This is a genomic window from Nonomuraea sp. NPDC049486, from assembly GCF_040676925.1.
GTDB classification, from domain to species: domain Bacteria; phylum Actinomycetota; class Actinomycetes; order Streptosporangiales; family Streptosporangiaceae; genus Nonomuraea; species Nonomuraea ferruginea.
Window position 1 is genome coordinate 47,025 of sequence record NZ_JBFAPV010000016.1, and the last position, 23,605, is coordinate 70,629.

Below are 23,605 nucleotides of genomic sequence, written 5' to 3' on the forward strand. Positions count from 1 at the left end.
GAGGGATTAATGCATCAAAGGGAGGGCAAGTCTTCAGTCAGGGGCTGAAGATTTACTGAAGTTCAGACGGGGATTCAGATGACGATCAGAGACCCTCCGGCGAGACCGCGCCGCCCGGGCGAGCATCCTCACGAACAGGCGTCACTCCCCGGAGTGCCGCACGCTCCAAGGCCCCTCGATGCCGAACCACAGGGACCCCACCATGTTCGTCACCTCTGCCCTTCCCGCACTCATGGAAACGATCGCCAGCCCTGAGGGCGTCGCGATGGCCCGCGGCCTCCTCTACCTCCTGGCCGTCCTCGCCGGCTGGACCGTGATCTCGGCCGTACGCCGGCTCGGCAAGGTCGTCACCGCGCTGTTCCGCGCGTCCCTCATGGTCGTCGCGCTGGCCGCCGTCGGCACGGTCGCCGTCGTGCTCATCGCGCAGCTGGCGCTCATCCTGGAGCTCAGCTGACGGCCGTACGGTGAGATGGGCGCGAAGACGGCGCCCATCTCTCACGCCAGGGCGGCCAGCCGCCGGTACGACTCCAGGCGGTCGTCCAGGTCGTAGGTGTTCATCGTCACCAGGACCTCGTCGGCGCCCGTCACCGTCACCAGGTCGCGCAGCCGCGTCGCGACCTCGTCCGCCGTCCCGCTGATCTGGCCCTTGCGGGCGTCCTCCAGCAGCGCGCGCTCGCGCTCCGGCAGGTCCATCCGCAGGATCTCGCCCGGCGGGCGCAGCGGCGGGAACACGCCGCGGACCCGCGAGTGCGCCGTCGACCACGCCTCCGGCACCTGCAGCAGCGCCGCCTGCTCGGAGGTCTCGCCGACCGCGATGTTCGCCGCCACCATCACGTACGGCGCCGCGCTCCACTCCGACGGCCGGAACGCGGCCCGGTAACGGGCGGCGGCCCCTGCCGGGGCTCCGCCGCCGATCACCAGGGGGAGGCCGTGCGCGGCGGCGATGTCCGCGCCCGCGCCCATGGCCAGGACGAACACCTGCGGGCGCAGGCCCTCCGCAGGCAGCGCGTGCACCCCCGGGTACGCGTCCTGGGCGCCGGTGAAGAAGCCGAGCAGCTCCGCCAGCTGCCCGGAGAAGCCGTCGGCGGCCTCCCTGCCCTGGCCGAGAGCCTTGCGGATGCCGCCGGTGAACCCCACCGACCGCCCCAGGCCCATGTCGATCCGCCCCGGATGCAGCGACTCCAGCACGCCGAACTGCTCGGCCACCACCAGCGGCCGGTGGTTGGGCAGCATCACGCCGCCGGTGCCCACCCTGATGCGGGAGGTGGCCGCCGCGACGGCCGCCGCCAGCACGGTCGGCGCCGACCCCGCCACACCGGGGACGCTGTGGTGCTCCGACACCCAGAACCGGTGGTAGCCGAGCTTTTCGGCCTCGCGGGCGAAGCGCACGGTGTCGCGCAGCGCCGACGCGGGCGACTGCCCCTGCCGGACCAGCGAACGGTCGAGGATCGAGAGCGGTGTCATATCCCGGTGCAACAAGGGCGGGCGGGAAATGGTTCCTACTCGCCGTAGAGCCCGATCGACCAGCGGACGGGGCGGTTGGGGTGGCCGCCGTCCACGGTGATCCTCGCGGTCACCACGACCCGCTCACCGGGCCGCGCCTCATGCTCGCTCATCGCCGTCGGGAACGCGCCGGACCGCCACACGCCGCAGCCGCTGCCGTGGCCCACCCCGCCGTCGACCGTGATCTCGAACCGGAGCCGCTCGGCGAGGTCGCCGGCGCAGATCTGGTCGAGGCCGAAGGACCGACCGGTGGCGTCGAACTCGAACCGCACGGTGTCGTCCGCCGGCCACATCCCGGTCCGCGAGTCCAGGAGCGGCCGGCCGCCGAGCCTGTCCGGCAGGTCCTTGACCGGCTCCGGCCGCACGGGCGCGTCCGGCGGCGTCCAGGCGTAGACGCCCAGCGTCCAGGTGCCCTCGGTCCGCGGCACGGGCCGGCACGTCCCACCCTGCACCACGCAGGCCGTGCCGGTGGTGGTCGTGTCGAAGGTGACGCTCACCTCCCGGGCGCCGGTGGGCACCGTGAGCGGCTGGAGCGCCCGCCTGGCCGAGCAGCGGCCGAGGCCGGGGCCGCTGGAGCGGCCGTCGACCGCGACGCGCACGCCGGTGTTCACCTGGAGGTCGCCCTCGCACACGGCCGCCACGTCGAGCCGCTCGCCGGTGACCGGTACCCGCACCGTCGCCCGGTCCGCGCCGCCCGCCCTGATCGTGGTGACCGCCACGCGCCGGTACGCGGTGCCGTCCGGGGCGGTGAACCGCTCGGGCAGCTTCGCCGCCGGCCGCACCGCGACGGTGGTCTCCGGCGCCGCCGGGCCGGGCATGACCGCCGCGCCCAGCACCACGGCGGCGGCCACCGCCGCCCCCGCCGCCACGCCTGCCGTCACCCGTCTGCCCAGGCGGGCCCTGCGGACGCGCGCCAGGACCTGCTCGTGGCGCGACGGATTCGCCGGAGAAGGTCCGTCGGCCCGCTCGCGCAGCGCGTCCCGGAGATCCTGAACGGTCATGACCGCAGCTCCTTCATGATCGACTCGTTCACCCGCAGCTTGGCCAGCGCCTTGGCCGTCTGGCTCTTGACGGTGCCGGTCCCGCAGCCGAGCAGCGCGGCCACCTCGGCCACCGGCAGGTCCTCGTAGAAGCGGAGCACGATCACCGCGCGCTGCCTGGCCGGCAGCCCGCGCACCGCGCGCCACAGCTCCGCCCGCTCCCCGGCGTCGTCATCCCGTACGGGGAAGTCCGGCAGGCTCGCGCTGGGCACCTCGGCCCGCCACCTGCGGCGCCACCAGGAGGTGTAGGTGGTGACCAGGACGCGGCGGACGTACGGCTCCGGCTCGTCCACCCGCGGCCAGGCGAACCACGCCTTGGTCAGCGACTCCTGCAGCAGGTCCTCGGCGAGGCCCCAGTCGCCGGTCAGCAGGTACGCGGTGCGTAACAGCCGGTCGGACCGCGCCACCACGAAGTCCTGAAACATGGCTCTATCCGCCACGGGATGCGCCTCCCCATCAGAGCGTTGCTGACGGTACAGACGCGATGGGACGACGGCCCGGTTGCCCGGCGGCGCTCAGGCGCGGGTCACGGTGAACGGGACCAGCTCGCCGAGACCCCGGACCGACAGCCGGTCCACCGCCCTCAGCTGGAACGCCCGGTTGTCCTCCAGCTCCTCGGCCGCCTGCGGGTCCGCCAGGATCGTCCCCGGCAGGGCCAGCGCGGTCAGGCGGCTGGCCAGGTTGACGGTCGTGCCGAAGACGTCGCCCATGCGCCACACCACCGGCCCGGCCGCCAGGCCCACCCGCAGCTCCGGCATGCCCCGGCCCTTGGCGTGCGTCTCCACCAGCCGCAGCCCGATGTCGGCGGCCACATGCGACTTGTCCGCCACGAACAGCACCGAGTCGCCCAGCGTCTTGACCACCCGGCCGCCGTAGGAGGTGACGATGTCGGCCGAGCGGCCCTCGAACCTGTCGACCAGCGCGGCCAGCTCGGTCTCGGTGATCTGCCTGCTCAGCCTGGTGAACCCGACCAGGTCGGCGAACCCGACCGTGACCCGTACGGCGCTGAGGTCCTGGACCGCGAGCCGCCCCGCGGCGGCGGCGAGCTGGCGCCGCCAGGCGTAGACCAGCAGCCCGGTCAGGTCGGGCACCACCCGCTCGGCCCGCCGGCGCCACGCCCTGGGCCGCTCGGCCAGCGGCACCCCCGCCTGGTCGAGCTCCTCGGCGCCCAGCTCGGCCTGCGACTCGGCCAGCCGGGCCGTCGCCCGCCCGAGTGAGCGGGCGATCAGTAGCATGTGCTCCTCGTCGTAGAGGCCGTCGCTGACCATGCCGAGCAGGGTCCTGAGCGCCTCGACGTCGGAGTCGGTGAACTCCACAGCGTCGTCGGCCACGTTCGCGAAGCCGAGCGCCCGCCAGAACCGCCGCGCGCGGTAGACCGGCACCCCTGCCATCTCGGCCACCTGGTGGCTGGTGTAGCGGCGGGGCTCGCGCAGGAACGCCTCGGCCACCGACTCCTCCCCAGCCACGGCTGCAACATAACACTCTTTACCCGGATTGCGCCGCCGGCACCATTCACTCTTCCAGCAGTGCGCGCAGCGCGGGGCGCTCGTCGGCCGGGACGTAGTCGACGTAGTAGTCGTACATCGTCTCCCGCGACAGGCGGGCCGCCAGCGGCCCGTCGCCGGCGCGCACGGCGTCGAGCACCTCCTCGTGGTGCCGGATGCTGCGCCGCATGAGCGCCACCCGGTCGTCCGACGAGGCGATCTTGCCCGCTATCAGGTTGAGCACGATCGACCGGACCACGCCGGTGCTGATCTCGATGAGCTTGTTGCGCGAGGCCCGCGCCACCGCGTCGTGGAAGGCCACGTCGGCGGCGCTGAACTCGTCGTAGCTGACCTCGGCGGCCCGGCGCATCCGCTCGATGGCCGCGTCCATCTCGGCGAGCTGCTCGTCGGTGCGCAGCCGCGCCGCGAGCAGGTTGGCCGACGCGTCCAGCACCATCCTGAACTGCACCAGCTCGCCCAGCGACAGCTCGTCCACCCGGGCGAGCGTGGTCATCGACTTGTGCAGCGCGGCGGGCGAGAACGGCTGCACCTCGGCGCCGTTGGGATCCCCGGGCCGCGACTGGACCAGCCCGCGCGCCTGCAGCACGCGCAGCGCCTCACGCACCGTGGAGCGGCTCACCGAGAACTGCGCCATGAGATCGCGCTCGCTCGGCAGCCGCTGGCCCGGCGTGAGCGCCCCCGTCTCGACGGCCTCCTCGATCTGCTCCACGATCCGCTCGTAAGCGCGTACGGTCCGCACCGGCTCGAACCGTGGACCACCCATTGAAGCCCCCTTGACCTGAGCCGTAGCGGACTGGCAATGTGCAGCCTACTGGTCAGACCAGTGCACTAGCCAGGAGGCTGAAGGACATGAGGCGAATCGGGACCTGGATCGCCGCGGGCGGTCTCCTGTTGAGCATCGCCGCCTGCGGCGGAGGCGGCGGATCCGAGACCGCGGGCGGCGAGCAGCAGGCCCCCCAGGCGCAGACGTTGTCGGTCGGGTTCGTGGCCGAGCCGGCCAACCTCGACTTCACCTCGACCGAGGGCGCCGCCATCCCGCAGGCGCTGCTGGTGAACGTCTACGAGGGCCTGGTCAAGCTCGACCAGGACGGCAAGATCGTCCCGCTGCTGGCCGAGAAGTGGGAGGTCTCGGACGATCTGAAGACCTACACCTTCACCCTGCGGCCGGACGTGAAGTTCACCAACGGCGCGGCCTTCACCGCCGACGACGTGGTCTTCTCGTTCGAGCGGCTGAAGAGCGACTGGAAGCTGAAGATCACCTCCCAGCTCGACGTGGTGGAGAAGGTGGAGAAGAAGGACGACGCCACCGCGGTCGTCACGCTCTCCAAGCCGAGCAACAGCTTCCTCTACACGATCGCCACCCGGCTCGGCGCGATGTTCAGCCGCACCGGCGTCTCCGACCTGGCCAACACCCCTGTCGGCACCGGCCCGTACAAGCTGGGCGAGTGGCGGCGCGGCGACCACATCCGCCTCGACTCCAACGACGGCTACTGGGGCACCAAGCCGCAGATCGGGTCCGTGACGCTGAAGTACTTCAAGGACGCCACGGCGATGAACAACGCGCTGCTGACCGGCGGCATCGACGTCATCTCCGCGGTCCAGGCGCCCGAGTCGCTGCAGCAGTTCGCCGACCCCAACCGGTTCGAGACCATCGAGGGCACCACCAACGGCGAGGTCGTGCTGTCCATGAACAACGGCCGGCCGCCGTTCGACGACAAGAAGGTGCGCCAGGCCGTCCGCCACGCCATCGACCACCAGGCGCTGCTCGACACCGCCTGGGCCGGGCGCGGCCAGCTGATCGGCTCGATGGTGCCGCCGACCGACCCGTGGTACGAGGACCGCACCGGCGACTACCCGTACGACGTCGCCAAGGCCAAGGAGCTGCTGGGCGGCAAGACGTACGACGTGAAGATGCGCATCCCGAACCTGCCGTACGCGGTCGCCAGCGCGCAGGTCGTCAAGTCGCAGCTGGCCCAGGTCGGCATCAACGCCGAGATCGAGCCGCTGGAGTTCCCGGCCCGCTGGCTGGACTCGGTGTTCACCAAGGCCGACTACGACCTGTCGATCATCAACCACGTCGAGCCCCGCGACATCCGCATCTTCGCCGATAAGTCCTACTACTTCCGCTACGACAACCCCGAGTTCGGCAAGCTGCTCGCCGCCGCCGACGAGGGCACCGAGCAGGAGCAGACCGACAACTACAAGGCGGCGGCCAAGCTGCTGTCCGAGGACGCCGCGGCCGACTTCCTGTTCGGCTTCCCGAACCTGATCGTGGCGAAGAAGGGCGTGACCGGCCTGCCGAAGAACGCCATCTCCGAGTCCTTCGACTTCACCGGTCTCGCCAAGCAGTGATCCTGTACCTGCTGAAGAGGGCCGCGGTGTTCGTCCTGAGCGCCGCGGTCGCCGGTGTGCTGGTGTTCTCGTTCATGGCCGTGCTGCCGGGCGACCCCGCCGAGGTGGCGCTGGGCGTGAACGCGACCCCCGAGGCGGTGGCCGAGCTGCGCGAGCAGTTCGGCACCGACCGGCCGGCGGCGGCCCAGTTCTTCGACTGGTTCGGCGGGCTGGCCACCGGCGACTTCGGCACCTCGTACGTGACCAGCTCCCCGATCGGGGAGCAGATCAACGACCGGCTGGGCGTCACCGCCGTGCTGGTGGGCGGCGGCATGCTCGTGGCCCTGCTGATCGCGGTGCCGGCCGGCACGTTCGCCGCGGTGCACCACCGCAACCCGCTCGGCGTCGCCATCAGCGCCTTCAGCCAGGTGGGCATCGCGATTCCGGCGTTCCTGGCGGGCATCCTGCTGGTGTTCGTGTTCGCGGTGCAGGCCCAGGTGCTGCCGTCGGGCGGCTACGTGCCGCTGGCCGAGGACCCCGTCGAGTGGTTCCGCGGCCTGCTGCTGCCGTGGCTGTCGCTCGGACTCGTGCAGGGCGCGGTGCTCACCCGCTACGTCCGCTCCGCCGTGCTGGACGTGATGCGCGAGGACTTCCTGCGCACCGCCCGCGCCAAGGGACGCGGCCGGATGGGCGCGCTGTGGCGGCACGGGCTGCGCAACGCCTCCGTCCCGGTGGTGACCGTGCTCGGCCTGCAACTGGCCACGCTGCTCATCGGCGCGGTCGTGGTGGAGCGGGTGTTCGTCATCCCCGGCCTGGGCGACCTGCTGCTGAACGCCGTCGCGGGCCGCGACCTGCTGCTCGTCCAGGGCGTCGTCATGGTCCTGGTGCTGGCCGTCCTGCTGATCAACTTCCTGGTCGACGTGGCCTACGCGGCGCTCGACCCCCGGCTGCGGGGGGCACGATGAAGGGCCGGCTGAACGCGAGCCTCGTCAGCGGCGCCGTCCTCGTCGGGCTGGTCGTGGCGATGGCGCTGGTGTCGTTCGTGTGGACGCCGCACGACCCGGTGCTCGTCGACGCGGGCAACAAACTGCACGGCCCCGGCGACGGCTACCTGCTGGGCGCCGACAAGTTCGGCCGCGACACCTTCAGCCAGCTCATGGTGGGCGCGCGCACCACCCTCTACGTCGGCATCGTGGCCGTCGGCATCGCCGCGCTGATCGGCACGCCGCTCGGCGTGATCGCCGGCATGACCCGCTGGCGCTGGCTGTCGGAGCTCGTCATGCGGGCCAACGACCTGGTGTTCGCGTTCCCCGCGCTGCTGCTGGCCGTCATGCTCGGCGCGGTGTACGGGGCCGGCACGCTCACCGCGATGATCGCCATCGGGGTGGCGACGGTGCCCGCCTTCGCCCGGGTCGCCCGCGCCGCGACCATGCAGGTCATGGTGACCGACTACATCCTCGCCGCCCGCGCCGCCGGCCGCCGCCGCCTTCCCGTGGCGTTCCGGCACGTGCTGCCGAACATCGGCTCGATGCTGATCGTGCAGGCGTCGGTGTCGTTCGCCATCGCCATCCTGGCCGAGGCCGCGCTGTCGTTCCTCGGCTTCGGCACCCGCCCGCCCACCCCGTCGTGGGGGCGCATGCTGCAGGAGTCGCAGGAACTGCTGTTCTCCACGCCGCGCCTGGCCCTGTGGCCCGGCCTGGCCATCGCGCTGGCCGTGCTCGGCTTCAACCTGCTCGGCGACGGCCTGCGCGACTACCTCGACCCCAAGCTCAGGAGGATCCGTGCTGAGCGTTGAGGGCCTCACCGTGCGGGCGCACGCGGCCGAGCTCGTGCACGACGTGTCGTTCCGGATCGGGCCCGGCGAGCGGGTCGGCCTCATCGGCGAGTCCGGCTCCGGCAAGTCGCTGACCGCGCTGTCGCTGATGGGCCTGCTGCCCGAGGGCGTCACCGCCGCCGGGCGGGCCCGCCTGCGCGACCGCGACCTGGTCGGCGTGCCCGAGTCGCGGCTGAAGGACCTGCGCGGCCGGGCCATGTCCATGGTGTTCCAGGAGCCGATGACCGCGCTCAACCCGCTCATGCGGGTCGGCGCCCAGGTCGCCGAGGTCATGACCCTGCACGGGAAGCCACGCGAGCAGGCCCGCGCCCGCGCCGTCGAGCTGCTCGGCCGGGTCCGCCTGCCCAGCCCCGAACAGGTCGCGCGCGCCTACCCGCACCAGCTCTCCGGCGGCCAGCGCCAGCGCGTCATGCTCGCCATCGCCCTCGCCAACGAGCCCGAGCTGCTCATCTGCGACGAGCCCACCACCGCGCTCGACGTCACCGTGCAGAAGCAGATGCTCGACCTCATCGCCGAGGTGGCGCCCGCACTGCTGTTCATCACCCACGACCTGGCCGTGGTCGCCTCCGTCTGCGAGCGCGTCCTGGTCATGTACGGGGGACGCGTCGTGGAGAGCGGCCCGATCCGCGAGGTGTTCACCAGGCCCCGCCACCGCTACACCGAAGGCCTGCTGGCCGCCTCCAAGCTGACGCCGCGCGGCACCCGCCTGCCCACGATCAAGGGCAGCGTCCCGCCCGCAGGCCAGTTCCCCGGCGGATGCGTCTTCCGCAACCGTTGCCCGCACGCCGACGTGACGTGTGAGAAAGTCCCGGCGCTGACAGGAGAGGGCCATGCCCACGCATGCTGGCACCCCGCTGATCGAGATTAGCCACCTCACCCGCGTCTACCAACGGCCCCGCACCTCGCTCACCAAGCCGGGCGGAGCCGTGCACGCACTGCGTGGCGTGTCGCTGACCGTGCACAAGGGCGAGCGGTTCGGCATCGTCGGCGAGTCCGGCTCCGGCAAGTCCACGCTGCTGCGGCTGCTGTGCGGGCTCGACAAGCCCACCGCCGGCTCCATCCGGTTCGACGGCCAGGAGATCACCGGCCTGCCCGAACGGCGGCTGCGCTTCCTGCGCCACAGCCTGCAGATCGTGTTCCAGGACCCGATGAGCTCGCTCGACCCGCGCATGCGCGTCCGCGACCTCGTCGCCGAACCGCTCGTCGCGCTCGGCGAGCCCGTCGGCGGCCGGGTGGCCGAACTGCTCGACGAGGTCGGGCTGCCCGCCGCCGCCGCCGACCGCTACCCGCACCAGTTCTCCGGCGGCCAGCGCCAGCGCATCGCCATCGCCCGCGCGCTCGCCCCCCGGCCCAAGGTGCTCGTCGCCGACGAGCCCGTCAGCGCGCTCGACGTGTCCGTACGCGGGCAGATACTCAACCTGATGGCCGACCTCGTCGACGAGCACGGCCTCACCCTCGTCTTCGTCTCGCACGACCTGTCCGTCGTCCGCCACGTGTGCGAGACGGTCGCCGTCATGAACGACGGTGAGATCGTGGAGACCGGCGCCGTCGACGACATCTGGATCGAGCCGAGCCACCCCTACACCCGGGCGTTGCTGCAGGCCGTACCCACCCTGGAGGGATTGCTGTGATCGAAGTGGACGCGCAGGGCGTCGTCGAGTTCACCCGGGCGCTGGTCCGCGTCCCGAGCACCAACGACCCGGCGCGCGGCCGCAACGAGCAGCCCGCCGCCGACCTGGTGGCCGCCAGGATGCGCGAGTGGGGCTGGGAGCCGGTCGTGTACGAGGCCGCCCCCGGCAGGCCGAACGTGGTCGCCGTGGTCGAGGGCGGCGGCGGCGACGGGCCCACCCTGATGTTCGAGGGCCACACCGACGTCGTCACCGAAGGCGACCTGTCGGAGTGGACCGTGGACCCGTTCGGCGGCGAGATCCGCGACGGCAAGCTGTGGGGGCGCGGCAGCGCCGACATGAAGTCCGGCCTGGCCGCCACGCTCTACGCCACCCGCGCGCTGCAGCTCGCTGGACCGTTCCCGGGACGGATCAAGGTGTGCGCGCTGGCCGACGAGGAAGGGCTCATGATCGGCGCCCACCACTTCGTCGACCAGGGCCTGGCCGCCGACGTGGACGGCGCCATCGTGGCAGAGCCCGAGGCCGGCGAGATCTGCGCCGTCGCCAAGGGCGCGCTGCGGCTGCGCGTCGACTTCACCGGCAAGATGGCGCACGGCGCGATGCCGCAGCACGGCCGCAACCCCGTCCAGGCCGTCGGCGCGCTGCTCACCGGCCTGCGCGAGCTCCAGGCCGAGCTGCAGAAGCGCTTCCCCGCCCACGAGCACCTCGGCGAGGTGTACGTGACCCCGACCGTGGTCCGGGCCGGCAGCGAGGAGCAGGTCAACGTCATCCCCGCCACCGCCTCTGTGTTCGTCGACGTGCGCACCATCCCCGGCGTCGGCCACCAGGACGTCGCCGGCCGGGTGGCCGAGCTGGCCGCCTGGGACGGGATCGCGTCCGAGGTGGGCATCCTGGTGGACCGGCCGCCGGTGGACGTGCCCGTCTCCGACCCGGTGGTGGCCGCGCTGGCCGCCGCGCACCGCGACGTCACCGGCGAGGAGCCCGTCTACGGCGGCGTCCCCGGCTCCACCGACGGCACCGTGCTGACCCACTGGGGCGGCGTCCCGTCCGTCGTGTACGGCCCGGGCGGCAAGTGGATCGCCCACCAGGCGGACGAGTACGTCGAGGTGGACGAGATCGTCCGCTGCACCCGCGTGTTCGCCGAGGCGGCCAGGCGCTTCCTCACCCGGAACCTGACGTGACACCGGGTGCCACCAACTCCCTGCTGGACGTGGCCGGCCTGCGCGTCGGCCACCACCACAGGGCGGGCGGCGGCTACCGGACCGGCACCACCGTCGTGCTGGCCCCCTCGGGCGGCATGGTCGCCGGGGTCGACGTCCGCGGCGCCGCCCCCGGCACCCGCGAGACCGAGCTCCTCGACCCGCGCAACCTCGTGGAACGCGTCCACGCCATCGTCCTGACCGGCGGCAGCGCGTACGGCCTCAGCGCGGCCTGCGGCGTCATGTCCCGCCTCGCCGACGCCGGCGTGGGCTTCCCCGTCGAGGGCGGCGTCGTCCCCATCGTCCCCGCCGCCGTCATCTACGACCTCGGCCGCGGCGGCGCCTTCCGCGCCACCCCGGACGCCGCCTTCGGCGAAGCCGCCCACGACGCCGCCCTCCACCCCGCTCCCTCTCTCACGGCGACCCCGGCCACCGGCGTCAAGCCGGCCCGCCCGGCCGCCCCCGTCACGGGCCACGGCACCCTGCACGCCGCGCCCGGCGCTTCTCCCTCCGCGCGCGCCTCCTCGGCCGCCGACGTCGAGCCGGCCGGTACGAGCGGTGTCGCGCCTGCCGGCCCCGCCGGTGGTCCGTACGTCGCGTCAGGTGGCGCTGCTGTGTCCGCGCGGGGCTCCTTCACCTCGGCCTCGGCCCCCGATGGCGAGGCGGGCGCCGCGTCTGGAGGGGCGTGCGGGGAGAGCGCGGCGGGGCATGTGAGCGGGTCCGTCGGCGCGGGCGCGGGTGCGGTGGCCGGAGGGCTGGCCGGCGGGGTGGGGACCGCGAGCGTGGTCCTGCCCTCCGGGGCCACCGTCGCCGCGCTGGCTGTGGTGAACGCCGCCGGGTCGGTGCTCGATCCAGGAAGCGGCGCCCTGGCCGGGGCCAGGTACGGGCTGCCCGGCGAGTTCGACCACCTGCGGGAGCCGAGCGCCGAGGAGACCGCCGCGTGGCGGCCGTCCGGGGTGACCTCGCTGAACACCACGATCGGCGTCGTCGCCACCGACCTGACGCTGACCAAGGCGCAGTGCGCCAAGCTGGCCGCGGTCGCGCACGACGGCCTGGCCCGCGCCATCCGTCCCGCGCACACCATGGTCGACGGCGACACGATCTTCGCCGTCGCCACCTGCGCCCTGCCCGAGCCGGGCGGCGAGCAGCGGGTGTTCGGGGAGCGGGCCGGGGAGGACGAACCGCCGGGGGCCGAGCTGCACGACCTGCTCGCCGCCGGGGCCGACGTGTTCAGCCGGGCCGTGGCGCACGCCGTGCTGGCCGCCACCGGCAGGGAGGGCGCGCCGGCCTATCTCGACGTGTTCCCGAGCGCGATGCGTACGTCATGAAGCACACCAAGGGGGATCAAAGCGTGAAATATCAGGATGCGTGGCCGTCCGGGCTGCCCATCGGCGACGGATGGGTCGAACCGGCCGCCGAAGCCGACGTGATCTTCCCGTACGACGGCTCGGTGGTGATGCCCGCCCCCGTCGGGGACGCGAAGCTGGCCGCGCGGGCGGTCGAGGAAGCGCTCGCGGTCGCGCCCGCGATGGCGGCGCTGCCGTCGCACGTTCGCCGCCGCGCCCTCATGGCCGCCCACGACGCGCTGGCCGAGCGGCGCGAGGAGGTCGAGCGGCTGCTCGTGCTGGAGACCGGTAAGCCGCTCGTCGACTGCCGGGTCGAGGTGGCGCGCACCCTGGTCACGCTGGTCACGGCCGCCGAGGAGGTGGCCAGGCTGCACGGCGAGACCGTGCCGCTGGACCTGCTGCCCGCGGGGGAGGGCCTGATCGGGTTCTGGACGCGGCGGCCGATCGGGGTGGTGGTCGGCATCACCGGGTTCAACTACCCGCTGCTGCTGGCCGCCCACAAGATCGCGCCCGCGGTGGCCGCCGGGTGCCCGGTGATCGTCAAGCCCGCCCCGGCGACGCCGCTGGCGACGCTCTGGCTGGTGCACCTGCTGCGCGAGTCCGGCGCGCTGCCGCGGGCGGCGGTGCAGCTCGTCACCGGCGACGTCGAGGTGGGCCGGACGCTGGTCGAGGACCGGCGGATCGGCGCCGTCTCGTTCACCGGCTCGGCCGCGGCCGGGCACGCCATCGCCCGCAACGCCGCCCCCACGAAGGTGCTGCTCGAACTCGGCTCGAACGCCGCCCTCGTGGTGGCCGCCGACGCCGACCTGGAGGCCGCCGCCGACGCGGTGGTGCGCGGCGGCTACTACGCCTCCGGCCAGGCGTGCATCTCGGTGCAGCGGGTGCTCGTCGAGGAGCCGGTGGCGGCGCGGTTCCGGGAGCTGCTGGCCGCACGGATGAAGGACGTGGTGGTGGGCGACCCGCGGCTGCCCGAGACCCGGGTGGCGCCGCTCATCGACCCGGCCGCCTCCGACCGGGTGCTCGACTGGGTCGCCTCCTCCGGGGCCGAGGTGGTGACGGGCGGCGTGCGCGACGGCCGCGCCATCGCGCCCACGCTGCTGGCCGGCGTGCCCGACGGGGCCGCCGCCTGGGACGAGGAGATCTTCGGCCCCGTCGTGTGCGTGCGCCCGGTGCCCGACCTGGAGGCCGCCTTCGCCGCGGTCAACGCCTCCCGGTACGGGCTGCACGCCTCGGTGTTCACCCGCTCGCTGGCCACCGCCTTCGCCGCGATCGAGCGGATCGAGGCCGGGGGAGTGGTGGTCAACGAGGTGCCGGGCTTCCGTGCCGACAACATGCCGTACGGGGGCGTCAAGGACTCCGGCGTCGGCCGGGAGGGCCCGCGGTTCGCGATCGAGGAGCTCACCGTGACCCGGATGGCCATCATCCGCCCCTGAGGACGGATGACAGGCGTCCGGCAGGGACGGGTGGCTCCTGGTCCGCCGTCAGTTGGGCGGGTCGAAGCGGCCGTCCACCGCCGTCCAGCCGCCGTCGACGTACAGCACCGAGCCGGTGACGAAGCTGGCGGCGTCGCCGGCCAGGTAGACGACCGCGCCCGCCAGCTCCCCGGCGGTGGCCCAGCGGCCCAGCGCGCTCTTGGCCGCGTACGCCCCGTACCAGCCGGGGTCGTCCTTGATCTGCTTGGTGAGCGGTGTCTCCACCACGCCGGGCGCGATCGCGTTCACCCGCACCCCGTGCGGCCCGAACTCGGCCGCCGCGGTGCGCAGCAACTGCACCAGCCCGGCCTTGGTGGCCGAGTAGACGCCCTGGCCGGGCTCGGTGACGGCGGCGCGGATGGAGGCGAAGCCGATGATGGACCCGCGGCCGCGCGCCACCATGCCCGCGCCGAACGCGCGGACCACCTCGAACGAGGCCTTCAGGTTGAGGTCGACGACCCGCTGGAACTCCTCGGCCGTGTAGTCCAGCAGCCGCTTGCGCACGTTGGTGGCCGCGGTGAACACCACCACGTCCGCCTCGAGCTCGGCGCCCGCGGCGTGCACGGCCGCGCCGTCCAGCACGTCGAGCGCCAGGGACGTGCCGCCGCAGCGGGACGCCGTCTCCTCGGCGGAGGGCAGGTCGCGGTCCGCGCACACCACCGTCGCGCCGTGCGCGGCCAGCGCCAGCGCCGCCTCCCTGCCGATGCCGCTGCCCGACCCGATGACCACCGCACGCCGCCCGTCCAGGCGGAACAACCCCTCGTATGCCTTCATGGCAGCACCTTAGTCACTGGTCAGACCAGTGCACCAGGTGGTGTCGCGCCTCCCACTCCTCCCGGAGCAGCTCGTACTCGACCTCGCCCTGCTCCGCGCCGTCGATCGGGTCCTCCCAGTCCTCCCAGAAGGTGCGTACGTGCCGCAGCCCGCACTTCTCCATGACCCGGCGCGAACCCAGGTTCACCGCCATCGTCTGGGCGTAGACGCGGCGCGCGCCCAGCTCGGCGAACGCCCGCTCGATCAGCCGCAGCGACCCCTCGGTCGCGTACCCGCGTCCCCAGGACTCCCGGCGCAGCCGGTAACCCAGCTCCAGCTCGCCCTCGCCGCCCGGCCGCAGGTGGAACCAGCCGATGAAGGCGCCGGTGCGCCGCTCCTCGGCGGCGAAGAACCCCGACGCCATGAACCGGGGGAGCGTCTCGCGCACGATCGTCTCGCGCGGCGTCGGCCTGCCGCCGTTGAGGAAGCGCATGACGTCGCGGTCGTTGTGGAGGCGGACGAGCTCGCCGGCGTCGTCCATCGTGAAGGGGCGCAGGATGAGGCGTTCCGTGTCCATCCGGCACACGGTAATCGCCGGTCCCGCGCCCCTCGACGGATTTTCGGCGCGGCGGCCTAGCCCTTCAGCTTGTGGCCCTGCCTGACGTACACCGGCTCCCCGATGGTCACCATCCGGTAGAGGCGGTCGGCTATCGACATGGGGAGGCGCACACAGCCGTGGGAGCCGGGCCACGACGGCACCTTCCGGCCGCCGTGGATCGCCACCCCGCCCACGAAGTACAGCGAGTTGTACATCGAGCCCAGCGGGCCCGTCGTCCAGCCCGGCGCGCGCTTGTAGACGCGGAAGTCGCCGATCGGGGTGACGGCGACGCGGCAGCGGCCGCCCTGGCAGAACCGCACCCCGGCGCCCGTCGAGGTGTGCGAGATGAGCACCGGCCGGCCGCGGCGGTAGACGGTCAGGAGCTGGCGGCGCAGGTCGATCTCGACCCGGTTGGCCGACCCGGTCTTCACCAGCGGGCGCACCTTCCTGGGCCTGGTCAGCCTCCGCCACACATCGGTGTCGACGATGTTCGCGGCCTGCATGCCCTGGCTCTTCCTGAACGCCCACACCGCGAAGCGGGTGTCCTTGTCGTAGCTGCCGGTCGCCTTGGTGAACAGGTAGCCCATCTGGCGCAGCCGCTGCTGGAGCCACCTGACGTCCTCGCCGCGGTCTCCGGGCCGCAGGTCGATCTCCTCGTCCTCGCCCCAGCCGTCGTCGGCCGCCGCCGGGGAGATGAAAGGGGCGGCCGTCGGGAGAGCGAGGCACAGGACGAGCGCGAGAATGCGGCAGGCGTTGATCACGGAGTTAACGTATCCCTTGTTAGGAAATGGTGATCCCGCCGGAGGGTCTCATTCTGTAAAGAGCAGGCCAGGACAAATTCGGACATTTTGGGCCGCCTTCTTTTTGGTTCCCTAGAATGGCGTTTTTTTGAACCGGCATTGCTGAGTGGCGAGATAGTCCTGCTTCGCGGCAAGGGTATGTTCGCGGCTGTCGCGAGGCGTTTCAGAGCCCGCTTCCAGATCGATGAACCATGAACGGAAACCATCGCCCATGAACATTGCAAGCCGTATCCGCTCCGGCAGGCGGGTCGCCGGTCTCGCGCTGGCGGCGGCCGCCGCCGGAGCGACGCTCCTCCCCGCGGCACAGGCCGTCGCCGGTACCGGCCAGGTGGCCGGCACCGCCGTCGTCGTGCACGAGAAGCCGATTCTCTGCAAGCACCGCAAGTGCGGGCACCGCTACAGGTGCCACAGCTGCGGCCACCGTCGCGGCTGCCACAACTGCGGGCACCGCCACCACGACGGCAACTGGTTCTTCAAGAACAAGGGTCACCACCACCACCGCGACCTCGACGATGACGTCGACGACGACGAGTTCGAGCACAAGGGCCGCCACCACGACGACGGGTTCAAGCACAAGGACCGCGAGGGCGACTGGGGCAAGCGCAAGGGCGACGACGAGCGCGGCGAGTGGGACGGGCGCAAGGGCTACCAGGACCGCGGTGACTGGAAGCAGTACAACGAGGACCGCGGCGAGTGGGACAAGTACAAGGGCGACCGCGCCGAGTGGGACAAGTACAACGGCGACCAGAACCGCGGCGAGCGGGACACGTACAACGGCATCCAGGACCACGGTGACTGGGGCAAGTACAAGGGCGACCACGGCGAGTGGCAGAAGTACAACGGCGACCGCGGCGAGTGGGAGAAGTACGGCGACGGCGACCGCGGCGAGTGGGACACGTACAACGGCGACCACGCCCGCGGCGACTGGGGCGAGTACAAGGCTCCGCACAAGGAGAAGTGGGGTCACGGCTCCTACGCCAAGAAGCACCACCACCACAACAACAAGTGGTGGGTGTGGCCGTTCGTCGAGAACGGCAGCGAGCCGTGGTGGCGCACCGACCAGAAGAAGAAGACCGCCTGAAAAAGCCGCTGGGGCTCGTCGCCCGTAGCGGAGGGGAATGAACCCGCCGCTCGTTTTCCGGCCCGGCCGCAGGCCGTGGCGAAAATCCGGCAGGCGGATTCCCTTCGGTGATTCATCGTGCGGACGAAATGCCGCACCCGTTTCGACGGGTGCGGCATTTCGCGTTCCCCGGGGTTGGCGGGCCGACCCGAAGAAGTCATCATGTGATGAAATAAGGGGTGGGCCATGCGCAGGACATCAGCCGCGATCGGCAGTGCGATCTTCTTCCTCGCCGCCCCGGGCGTCGTCGCCGGCCTGGGCCCCTGGTGGGTCTCCGGCTGGGAGCCGCGCTCGCCGCTGCCCGGCGCCTGGATGATCCCCCTCAGGGTGGCGGGCGTGCTGCTGCTCCTGGCCGGGGCGGCCGTCGTCGTGGACGCGTTCGTCCGGTTCGTCGCCGAGGGCTCCGGCACGCCGGCCCCGATCGCGGCGCCCGGGCGGCTGGTCGTCGGCGGCCTCTACCGCCACGTGCGCAACCCGATGTACGTGGGCGTCCTGGCGGCGATCCTGGGGCAGGCGCTGCTGTTCGGCGACGGCGGGCTGCTGGTGTACGCGGCGGTGGCCGGGGCGGCGATGGGCGCTTTCGCGCACTGGTACGAGGAGCCGCGCCTGCTCGGCAGGTTCGGCGCCGACTACGAGCGATACCGCCGCGCGGTGCCCGGGTGGTGGCCGCGCGTCCGGCCGTACCACCCCTGACGCCGGTCACTCCAGCGGGTGCCCCAGGCGCAGGATGCGCCGGTCGCCGCTCACGGTCACCTCGCTGACGGTCCACATGCGCTCGTCGACGACGGTGCCGTCCATGGTCATGTAACCCCCGACGACCAGCAACGGGCGGCCGCCGATGAAGAAGAGCTCGGCCCGCGCCTCGGTCTCGTCGCCGAACCCCAGGATGAAGTCGTCGTAGTCCAGAGGGGCGTCGAGGATCATGCCCGGCGCCAGGTGGGGGCGGGATGTCTGGAACAGGTGCACGTTCACGGGGGTCAGCTACCCGGATTCCTGATGATCGTGCACGCTGTGGCGCTGATGTGCGTGGATGCGATGAAATGTCTCCATCCCGAAAGGTTGGAGTATCTGTGCCCCTGTTCGATCTGCCGCTTGAGCGACTCCGCGACTACCGCCCCGACCGTGACGAGCCCGCCGACTTCGACGCGTTCTGGGCCCGCACGCTCGCCGAGGCCCGCGAGTTCGCGCTGGACGCGGAGTTCACCCCGTACGAGCTGCCGTTCGCCCACGTGGACGCGTTCGACGTCTCGTTCGCCGGGTGGGGCGGGCACCGGATCAACGGCTGGTTCCTCATCCCGCGCGGCGCCGGGGCCCCGCTGCCGTGCGTGATGCACTACATCGGCTACAGCGGCGGGCGCGGCTTCCCGCACGACCACCTGATGTGGCCGGCGGCCGGGTACGCGGTGTTCGTGATGGAGACCCGGGGCCACGGCGGCGCCAGCGTGCAGTCGCCCGGCTCCACCGGCGACCCGCACGGCGCGGCGGGCCCGCAGGCTCCCGGCATGATGACCCGCGGGATCATGGACCCGGACGACTACTACTACCGCCGGGTGTTCGCCGACGCGGTCAGGGCCGTCGACGCGGCGGCGGCCCACCCGTCCGTGGACGCGGGCCGGATCGTGGTTTCAGGCGGCAGCCAGGGCGGCGGCATCGCGCAGGCCACCGCCGCGCTGCACCCGTCGGTGGCGGCGGCGCTCGTGGACGTGCCGTTCCTGACGCACTTCCGCCGGGCCGTCGAGATCACCGACCGCGACCCGTACCAGGAGCTGGTCCGGTTCCTCGCCACCCGGCGCGAGGCCGCCGACCAGGTGTTCCGGACGCTCGCGTACTTCGACGGGGTCAACTTCGCGGCTCGTGGCACGGTGCCGGCGCTGTATTCGGTGGCGCTGATGGACTTCGTCTGCCCGCCGTCGACGGTCTTCGCCGCCTACAACCACTGGCAGGGGCCGAAGGAGATCACGGTGTGGCCGTGGAACGGCCACGAGGGCGGGAGCGGCTACCAGCGCGAGGAGCAGCGCCGCCACCTGGCCGCGCTGTTCGCCTGACCCCGCCTGGCACGCCGCCGATCCGGCACGTGGATCGTGCCGGACCCGGCGGCGTGCCGAGCTGCGGTGTCAGCCGGCGCGCTCGGTCACCAGGAAGGACACCGCCCCCTGGTCGTCGGCGCCGGCGTCGAGTGACTTGTCGTCCAGCACCGTCGCGGCCACCGGGTCGAGGTAGACGCGGGCGCCCTCCGACTCCACGACCGCGTCAGCCGGCTCGGGAGCCGTGGCCAGGGACAGGGTCAGCGAGCTGGCGTCGTCATCGCTGGAGGCGATGCGGATGCCGCCCTGCGCCGGCTCGGGCGCGCCCGCCGTGAGATTGCGGATCGCCTGGGCTGCGTTAGCTGTCAGGGTGAGCACTACGGCTCCTCCTCGGATTCGACGTACATGAGTCGGCTGCCATTCCCCGGTCTGTCCGGGTCCTAACCTTTGTGGCCGGGACTTTTACCGGCGAACCGGCGTGGCGTGGCGGGCCGGGCCCGCCGGGCGCGCTTGGATGACTCTCCGTCAACGCACCATCACAGATCGTCGGGGGATTCAGCATGTCCGTTCCGCGCCCGTACCTCGCCCTGCTCCTGGCCGCCGTGACCGCCGTCACCGGCTGCAACAGCGGCCCCAGCACGTCCGCGGGGCTCGCCTCGCCGGCCTCGCCCACCGCGGCCTCGCCGGGGACGGCCTCTCCCGTTCAGCCCTCCGACCAGGACCGGATCTGGCTCCGGGAGATCCACCAGGGCAACATGGCCGAGACCCAGGCGGGGGACCTGGCCCAGCACAAGAGCACCTCCGAGGCGGTCCAGAGGCTGGGCACGATGCTGGTCGAGGACCACACCAAGCTCGATCAGGAGGTCGTGAAGACCGCCGAGCAGCTCGGCGTCAGCCTGCCCAAGAACACCTCGGGCGAGCAGAAGAAGGTCATCGCCGGGCTCCGCGACGCCTCGCGCGCCGACTTCAACCAGGAGTTCCTGATCGCCATGCGCAAGGCGCACGAGAAGGCCGTCACCGCCACGCAGGCCGAGATCCAGAGCGGCACGTCGCCCCAGGTGAAGCAGCTGGCGGAGAAGGCGCTCCCGGCGCTGGAGATGCATCTCGACGAGATCGGCAAGATCCCCGGCGGGGAGGCGCCGGCGCCGGACAGCGGCGCCCCGGCCCCGGAGAACTCCTGAGGCGTCAACCCCGAATTACGCAAAACATCCCGGGTGAGCGTGCGTTTGTGCAGGTATGGGGGTATTTGCCCGTCTTGAGCCACCTGTCGGTCCGGCGAAGCGGCCGTCAGAACGAACAATTCGGGGGAATCGTCGTGGCTATGCAGACAGAGATCCGGAGCCTTTTCGACTGCGATGTCATCGACTCCGATGGTCAGCGGGTCGGCAGGGTCGGCCAGGTCTACCTCAGCGACCGCACGGGGGACCCGGAGTGGGTCACGGTGCGCACCGGGATGTTCGGCATGAAGCAGAACTTCGTGCCGCTGACCGGTTCGCGCCGGTCCGGGAACGAACTGCGCGTCCCGTTCGTGAAGGAGATCATCAAGGGCGCGCCCAGCATCGACGTGGACGAACACCTGACCCTGGAGGAGGAGGCCGGGCTCTACCGCTACTACGGCATGCAGCCGTCCACCATCCCCAGCCAGCGCAAGCCCGAGGGCACGACCGGAACGACCACCGGAACGACCACCGGAACGACCGGAACGACCGGAACGTCCGGAACGACCGCCGGGATGACCGGAAAGGTCACCGGCCCCGCGCCCGAGCGGCGCGGCGCGCGGGGGACCGAGCGGGATGTCGACATGACCCGCTCCGAGGAGACGATGCACGTCGGCAAGGAAACGAGGGAGGCCGGCCACGTCCGGCTGCGCAAGTACGTGGACAGCGAGAACGTCCAGGAGAGCATCCCGCTGGAGCACGACGAGGTCGTGATCGAGCGCGAGCCGATCTCCGGCGGCCAGCCCTTGGAGGGGCGCGAGCTGGAGGAGGACGAGGAGTCCATCACCCTGTACGAGGAGCGCCCGGTCGTCGGCAAGGAGACCCGGCCCGTCGAGCGCGTGCGCCTGCACAAGGAGAGAGTCCGCAAGGACGAGACGGTGCAGGGGGAGGTCCGCAAGGAGCGCTTCGAGGTCGACCGGGACGGCACGACGATCGACGAGGGCGACGAGCGCGACGACCGACGCGGGCGCTGACGCCCTCTTTCGCGCGGTTTTCAGGCGAGGGCGCACGGTCGCGCCCTCGCTTTCAGATGATGAAAGAACTCACATAGCGCAACGAAACCCCCGAATTCGGGCGGGCCTGATCCCGCTTGCGGGCTGTCACGACCCGTTACTCCGTGGTTGCTCTCTTACCCTCCCGCAGGGTAGCCGCGCCTGACCTTCGGGTTACATGGCGGACGGCTCGCCCGTGGCCCCCTTCCGCGGCCGAGATCCCCTTTCCGAGCACTACCGGAACGGTTTCGCGCGGTCTTCCACGCCGGCTGACCGGCGCGCCTGGAGGTTCCTGCGAGCCGCCCTGTGACCCACGGGGGCATTCCAACGCATTCGTTAAGTAGCAGTTGACAGCTTGACGGTAAATGGCAGGATCAGGGCGTGAACAAGTAGTTCAGGGTTTACAGAGCACTTCGCGGATGTCCTGAAAGGGGAGGTGACCAGCGAGATGAGCGTTACCCCCGACGGCGCCGCACCGACGTCACGGCCGACCGCGACCCAGAACCCGTTCGGTAGGAGCCCCGCCATGCACGTCCACCCCGATTACCGCCACCCCTACGACGGAGACCGGCAGCCGCCCAAGCCGCGTCTGGCCGTCTACGACCACCTGGAAGAGATCGCCGCACCCGAGCCGATCGAGCCTGACACCCAGGTCACCGAGCGGCTGTGGCAGATCCGGGAGATATCGAACAGGGCCATCGGCTCCATCGACGACCTGCTCAAGCGCACCGCCTGATCGCGAACCAATGAGGGGGGAGACCCGGCGAAGCGGCCGGCGACCCGCGGGGAATGTCTCGGCTCACCAAGGAGTGTCATGCAAGGTCACACGCGACTGGCGTCAGCAGTACGCGACGTCGGAGCACACCGCGCGCGGATGATCGCGGGCGTCGCGCGGCCCCAGAACGTCGACGAGGTACGCGCCGTGGTGCGGCGGGCAGCCGTCGAGGGGCGTCGTCTATATCCGCTGAGCACCGGGCGCAACTGGGGCATGGGCTCCGGCGTGCCGGCCAAGGACGAGAACGTGGTCGTCGACCTCAGCGCCATGAACCGCATCCGCAGCCTGGACCTGGAGAACGGCTTCGCCGTCATCGAGCCCGGAGTGACCCAGCGCCAGCTCGCCGAGGAGCTGCGCGACACCGACTGGATGCTCAACGTCACCTCCTCGTGCGCCGACACCTCCGTGGTCGGCAACGCGCTGGAGCGCGGCGACGGCTCGATCCGCTCCCGCGTGCACGACCTCGCCGGGCTCGAGGCCGTGCTCGCCGACGGCAGCCTCGTCAGCACCGGCGGGCTGGACCACTGGGGCCGCTACCGCGGCGCCGTCGCCGGCCCCGACCTGACCGGCGCCTTCGTCCAGCACAACCTCGGCATCATCACCGCGGGCGTCATCGCGCTGGTGCCCCGCCCGCAGGCCATCGGGCTGGTGCACGCCCGCATCCCGCGCGACCAGGCCGGCCGGGCCGTGGGCGCGGTGGGTTCGTTCCTGCGCAACGGCAACCCCGCCGACGGGCTGCTGCGGGTGCGCGAGCTGTCGCTGACGCCCAGCCGGGGCGGCTGGATGCTCCCGGACGGGGTGGACCCCGAACTGCTCACCATCGTCGGCCCGCTGCTCGGCAGCGGGGAGACCGTCCGTCTGGCCGAGGACCTGCTGCGCAAGCACCTGCTGGAGGTCGAGGGCGCCGAAGGGCTCCGCGTCCTGGACGCCGCGGCGGTGAGCCCCGACGACCCCCTCTACCCGCGGGCGCTCATGGCCCAGGGCATCCCCAACTGCCTGAGCGTGCACAACGCGCTCGGCGTCACCTCCTGCGACGACGTCGACGCCGGCCAGATCGGCTTCCTCGTGCTGCTGCCCAAGCTCCCGATGGACGAGATCTCCACCGAGAACCTCCTGACCGTGCTCCGCGCGGCCGTCGAGTGCAACGGCACCGCGGCGATGATGGAGTGGAACATGGTCAGCAGGAACCTCGCCAACGGCGTCATCCAGATCTTCTTCGACCGTGGCGTGGCGGACGCGCCGGCCCGCGCCCACCGCCTGCGCCAGGACGCCAACGGCCTGCTGCGCGGCTACGGCTGCCCCATCTACCGCTCCGACATCGACAACGCCGCCGCCGACGTCTACGCCCAGTCCTCGACGGCGACCCTGTCCATGCTCTACCGGCTCAAGGGCGCGCTGGACCCGTACGGACTGGTCTCGCCGGGACGCTACAGCGCCTGACGGCGGCGGGGACGGGAAGGCACGACCG

The 23,605-nt window shown here is 72.0% G+C and carries 26 protein-coding genes; 16 read left to right on the top strand and 10 right to left on the bottom strand.

Annotated features, from left to right (window positions below; all coding sequences use genetic code 11):
* Positions 1-202 precede the first annotated feature (202 nt).
* Entirely contained in the window at positions 203-454 is a 252-nt protein-coding gene (locus AB0K05_RS35735) for a hypothetical protein (RefSeq protein ID WP_148032132.1), read from the top strand.
* A 41-nt stretch (positions 455-495) separates the two neighbouring features.
* On the opposite strand, the gene AB0K05_RS35740 is transcribed toward AB0K05_RS35735, so the two are convergent.
* The 5 genes from AB0K05_RS35740 to AB0K05_RS35760 form a co-directional block, all read right to left on the bottom strand.
* Positions 496-1,464 (bottom strand): MsnO8 family LLM class oxidoreductase, encoded by a 969-nt coding sequence (locus AB0K05_RS35740; protein WP_364235195.1) that lies wholly within the window; start codon positions 1,462-1,464, stop codon positions 496-498.
* A gap of 35 nt (positions 1,465-1,499) precedes the next feature.
* A complete protein-coding gene (locus tag AB0K05_RS35745) occupies positions 1,500-2,504 on the bottom strand; it encodes a hypothetical protein (RefSeq protein ID WP_364235198.1) in 1,005 nt (334 codons plus the stop codon).
* A complete protein-coding gene (locus AB0K05_RS35750) occupies positions 2,501-2,968 on the bottom strand; it encodes a SigE family RNA polymerase sigma factor (protein ID WP_148032129.1) in 468 nt (155 codons plus the stop codon). Before AB0K05_RS35750 ends, AB0K05_RS35745 begins: the two co-directional genes overlap by 4 nt.
* Before the next feature lie 90 nt (positions 2,969-3,058).
* On the bottom strand, positions 3,059-4,009 hold the full coding sequence (locus tag AB0K05_RS35755; RefSeq protein ID WP_364235201.1) for an adenylate/guanylate cyclase domain-containing protein: 951 nt from the start codon (positions 4,007-4,009) through the stop codon (positions 3,059-3,061).
* A 46-nt stretch (positions 4,010-4,055) separates the two neighbouring features.
* Positions 4,056-4,811 (bottom strand): FadR/GntR family transcriptional regulator, encoded by a 756-nt coding sequence (locus tag AB0K05_RS35760; RefSeq protein WP_148032128.1) that lies wholly within the window; start codon positions 4,809-4,811, stop codon positions 4,056-4,058.
* An 86-nt stretch (positions 4,812-4,897) separates the two neighbouring features.
* Between AB0K05_RS35760 and AB0K05_RS35765 the strand changes: the two genes are divergently transcribed.
* The 8 genes from AB0K05_RS35765 to AB0K05_RS35800 are packed head-to-tail and all read left to right on the top strand — an operon-like array spanning position 4,898 to position 13,819.
* Positions 4,898-6,400, top strand: a complete 1,503-nt coding sequence (locus AB0K05_RS35765; protein ID WP_148032127.1) for an ABC transporter substrate-binding protein — start codon at positions 4,898-4,900, stop codon at positions 6,398-6,400.
* The gene (locus AB0K05_RS35770) at positions 6,397-7,344 is read left to right on the top strand and encodes an ABC transporter permease (RefSeq protein ID WP_148032126.1); all 948 of its coding nucleotides are present in this window, start codon (positions 6,397-6,399) and stop codon (positions 7,342-7,344) included. Before AB0K05_RS35765 ends, AB0K05_RS35770 begins: the two co-directional genes overlap by 4 nt.
* Complete coding sequence (locus tag AB0K05_RS35775; protein WP_219549119.1) at positions 7,341-8,174, top strand: ABC transporter permease; 834 nt, start codon at positions 7,341-7,343, stop codon at positions 8,172-8,174. Before AB0K05_RS35770 ends, AB0K05_RS35775 begins: the two co-directional genes overlap by 4 nt.
* Positions 8,161-9,081, top strand: coding sequence for an ABC transporter ATP-binding protein (locus tag AB0K05_RS35780; protein WP_364235204.1), 921 nt, complete (start codon positions 8,161-8,163; stop codon positions 9,079-9,081). The genes AB0K05_RS35775 and AB0K05_RS35780 overlap by 14 nt, the downstream gene beginning before the upstream one ends.
* Positions 9,044-9,844 (top strand): ATP-binding cassette domain-containing protein, encoded by an 801-nt coding sequence (locus AB0K05_RS35785; RefSeq protein ID WP_364235206.1) that lies wholly within the window; start codon positions 9,044-9,046, stop codon positions 9,842-9,844. The genes AB0K05_RS35780 and AB0K05_RS35785 overlap by 38 nt, the downstream gene beginning before the upstream one ends.
* On the top strand, positions 9,841-11,022 hold the full coding sequence (locus tag AB0K05_RS35790) for a M20 family metallopeptidase (RefSeq protein WP_364235208.1): 1,182 nt from the start codon (positions 9,841-9,843) through the stop codon (positions 11,020-11,022). Before AB0K05_RS35785 ends, AB0K05_RS35790 begins: the two co-directional genes overlap by 4 nt.
* On the top strand, positions 11,019-12,368 hold the full coding sequence (locus tag AB0K05_RS35795) for a P1 family peptidase (protein ID WP_364235211.1): 1,350 nt from the start codon (positions 11,019-11,021) through the stop codon (positions 12,366-12,368). Before AB0K05_RS35790 ends, AB0K05_RS35795 begins: the two co-directional genes overlap by 4 nt.
* 23 nt (positions 12,369-12,391) lie before the next feature.
* Positions 12,392-13,819 (top strand): aldehyde dehydrogenase family protein, encoded by a 1,428-nt coding sequence (locus AB0K05_RS35800; protein ID WP_364235213.1) that lies wholly within the window; start codon positions 12,392-12,394, stop codon positions 13,817-13,819.
* A 48-nt stretch (positions 13,820-13,867) separates the two neighbouring features.
* Here the strand turns inward: AB0K05_RS35800 and AB0K05_RS35805 are convergent, their stop codons facing one another.
* Genes AB0K05_RS35805 through AB0K05_RS35815 form a run of 3 tightly spaced genes read right to left on the bottom strand, consistent with a single transcriptional unit; the run spans position 13,868 to position 15,970 of the window.
* Entirely contained in the window at positions 13,868-14,632 is a 765-nt protein-coding gene (locus AB0K05_RS35805; protein ID WP_219549129.1) for an SDR family oxidoreductase, read from the bottom strand.
* Between the two features lie 13 nt (positions 14,633-14,645).
* Entirely contained in the window at positions 14,646-15,188 is a 543-nt protein-coding gene (locus AB0K05_RS35810) for a GNAT family N-acetyltransferase (RefSeq protein ID WP_271280291.1), read from the bottom strand.
* A 56-nt stretch (positions 15,189-15,244) separates the two neighbouring features.
* Positions 15,245-15,970, bottom strand: a complete 726-nt coding sequence (locus AB0K05_RS35815; protein WP_271280292.1) for a L,D-transpeptidase family protein — start codon at positions 15,968-15,970, stop codon at positions 15,245-15,247.
* A 250-nt stretch (positions 15,971-16,220) separates the two neighbouring features.
* Here AB0K05_RS35815 and AB0K05_RS35820 point away from each other — a divergent pair, with 250 nt between their 5' ends.
* Together AB0K05_RS35820 and AB0K05_RS35825 are read left to right on the top strand one after the other, a co-directional pair.
* Positions 16,221-17,090, top strand: coding sequence for a hypothetical protein (locus AB0K05_RS35820; RefSeq protein ID WP_364235217.1), 870 nt, complete (start codon positions 16,221-16,223; stop codon positions 17,088-17,090).
* Between the two features lie 225 nt (positions 17,091-17,315).
* Positions 17,316-17,822, top strand: coding sequence for an isoprenylcysteine carboxylmethyltransferase family protein (locus AB0K05_RS35825; RefSeq protein ID WP_148032118.1), 507 nt, complete (start codon positions 17,316-17,318; stop codon positions 17,820-17,822).
* A gap of 6 nt (positions 17,823-17,828) precedes the next feature.
* Here AB0K05_RS35825 and AB0K05_RS35830 read toward each other — a convergent pair whose 3' ends face one another.
* A complete protein-coding gene (locus AB0K05_RS35830; RefSeq protein WP_148032117.1) occupies positions 17,829-18,101 on the bottom strand; it encodes a hypothetical protein in 273 nt (90 codons plus the stop codon).
* A gap of 98 nt (positions 18,102-18,199) precedes the next feature.
* Between AB0K05_RS35830 and AB0K05_RS35835 the strand changes: the two genes are divergently transcribed.
* Positions 18,200-19,174: an acetylxylan esterase gene (locus AB0K05_RS35835; protein ID WP_364235220.1), complete on the top strand. Its 975-nt coding sequence runs from the start codon at positions 18,200-18,202 to the stop codon at positions 19,172-19,174.
* A 69-nt stretch (positions 19,175-19,243) separates the two neighbouring features.
* On the opposite strand, the gene AB0K05_RS35840 is transcribed toward AB0K05_RS35835, so the two are convergent.
* Positions 19,244-19,531 (bottom strand): iron-sulfur cluster biosynthesis family protein, encoded by a 288-nt coding sequence (locus AB0K05_RS35840; protein WP_148032115.1) that lies wholly within the window; start codon positions 19,529-19,531, stop codon positions 19,244-19,246.
* A gap of 182 nt (positions 19,532-19,713) precedes the next feature.
* On the opposite strand from AB0K05_RS35840, the gene AB0K05_RS35845 reads away from it, so the two are divergent.
* From AB0K05_RS35845 to AB0K05_RS35860, 4 genes are all read left to right on the top strand, one after another.
* The gene (locus tag AB0K05_RS35845; RefSeq protein ID WP_364235223.1) at positions 19,714-20,334 is read left to right on the top strand and encodes a DUF4142 domain-containing protein; all 621 of its coding nucleotides are present in this window, start codon (positions 19,714-19,716) and stop codon (positions 20,332-20,334) included.
* Positions 20,335-20,474: 140 nt separating this feature from the next.
* Positions 20,475-21,344, top strand: a complete 870-nt coding sequence (locus AB0K05_RS35850) for a PRC and DUF2382 domain-containing protein (protein ID WP_364235225.1) — start codon at positions 20,475-20,477, stop codon at positions 21,342-21,344.
* Between the two features lie 466 nt (positions 21,345-21,810).
* Positions 21,811-22,098, top strand: coding sequence for a hypothetical protein (locus tag AB0K05_RS35855; protein WP_148032111.1), 288 nt, complete (start codon positions 21,811-21,813; stop codon positions 22,096-22,098).
* A gap of 78 nt (positions 22,099-22,176) precedes the next feature.
* On the top strand, positions 22,177-23,577 hold the full coding sequence (locus AB0K05_RS35860; protein WP_148032110.1) for an FAD-binding oxidoreductase: 1,401 nt from the start codon (positions 22,177-22,179) through the stop codon (positions 23,575-23,577).
* Positions 23,578-23,605 lie beyond the last annotated feature (28 nt).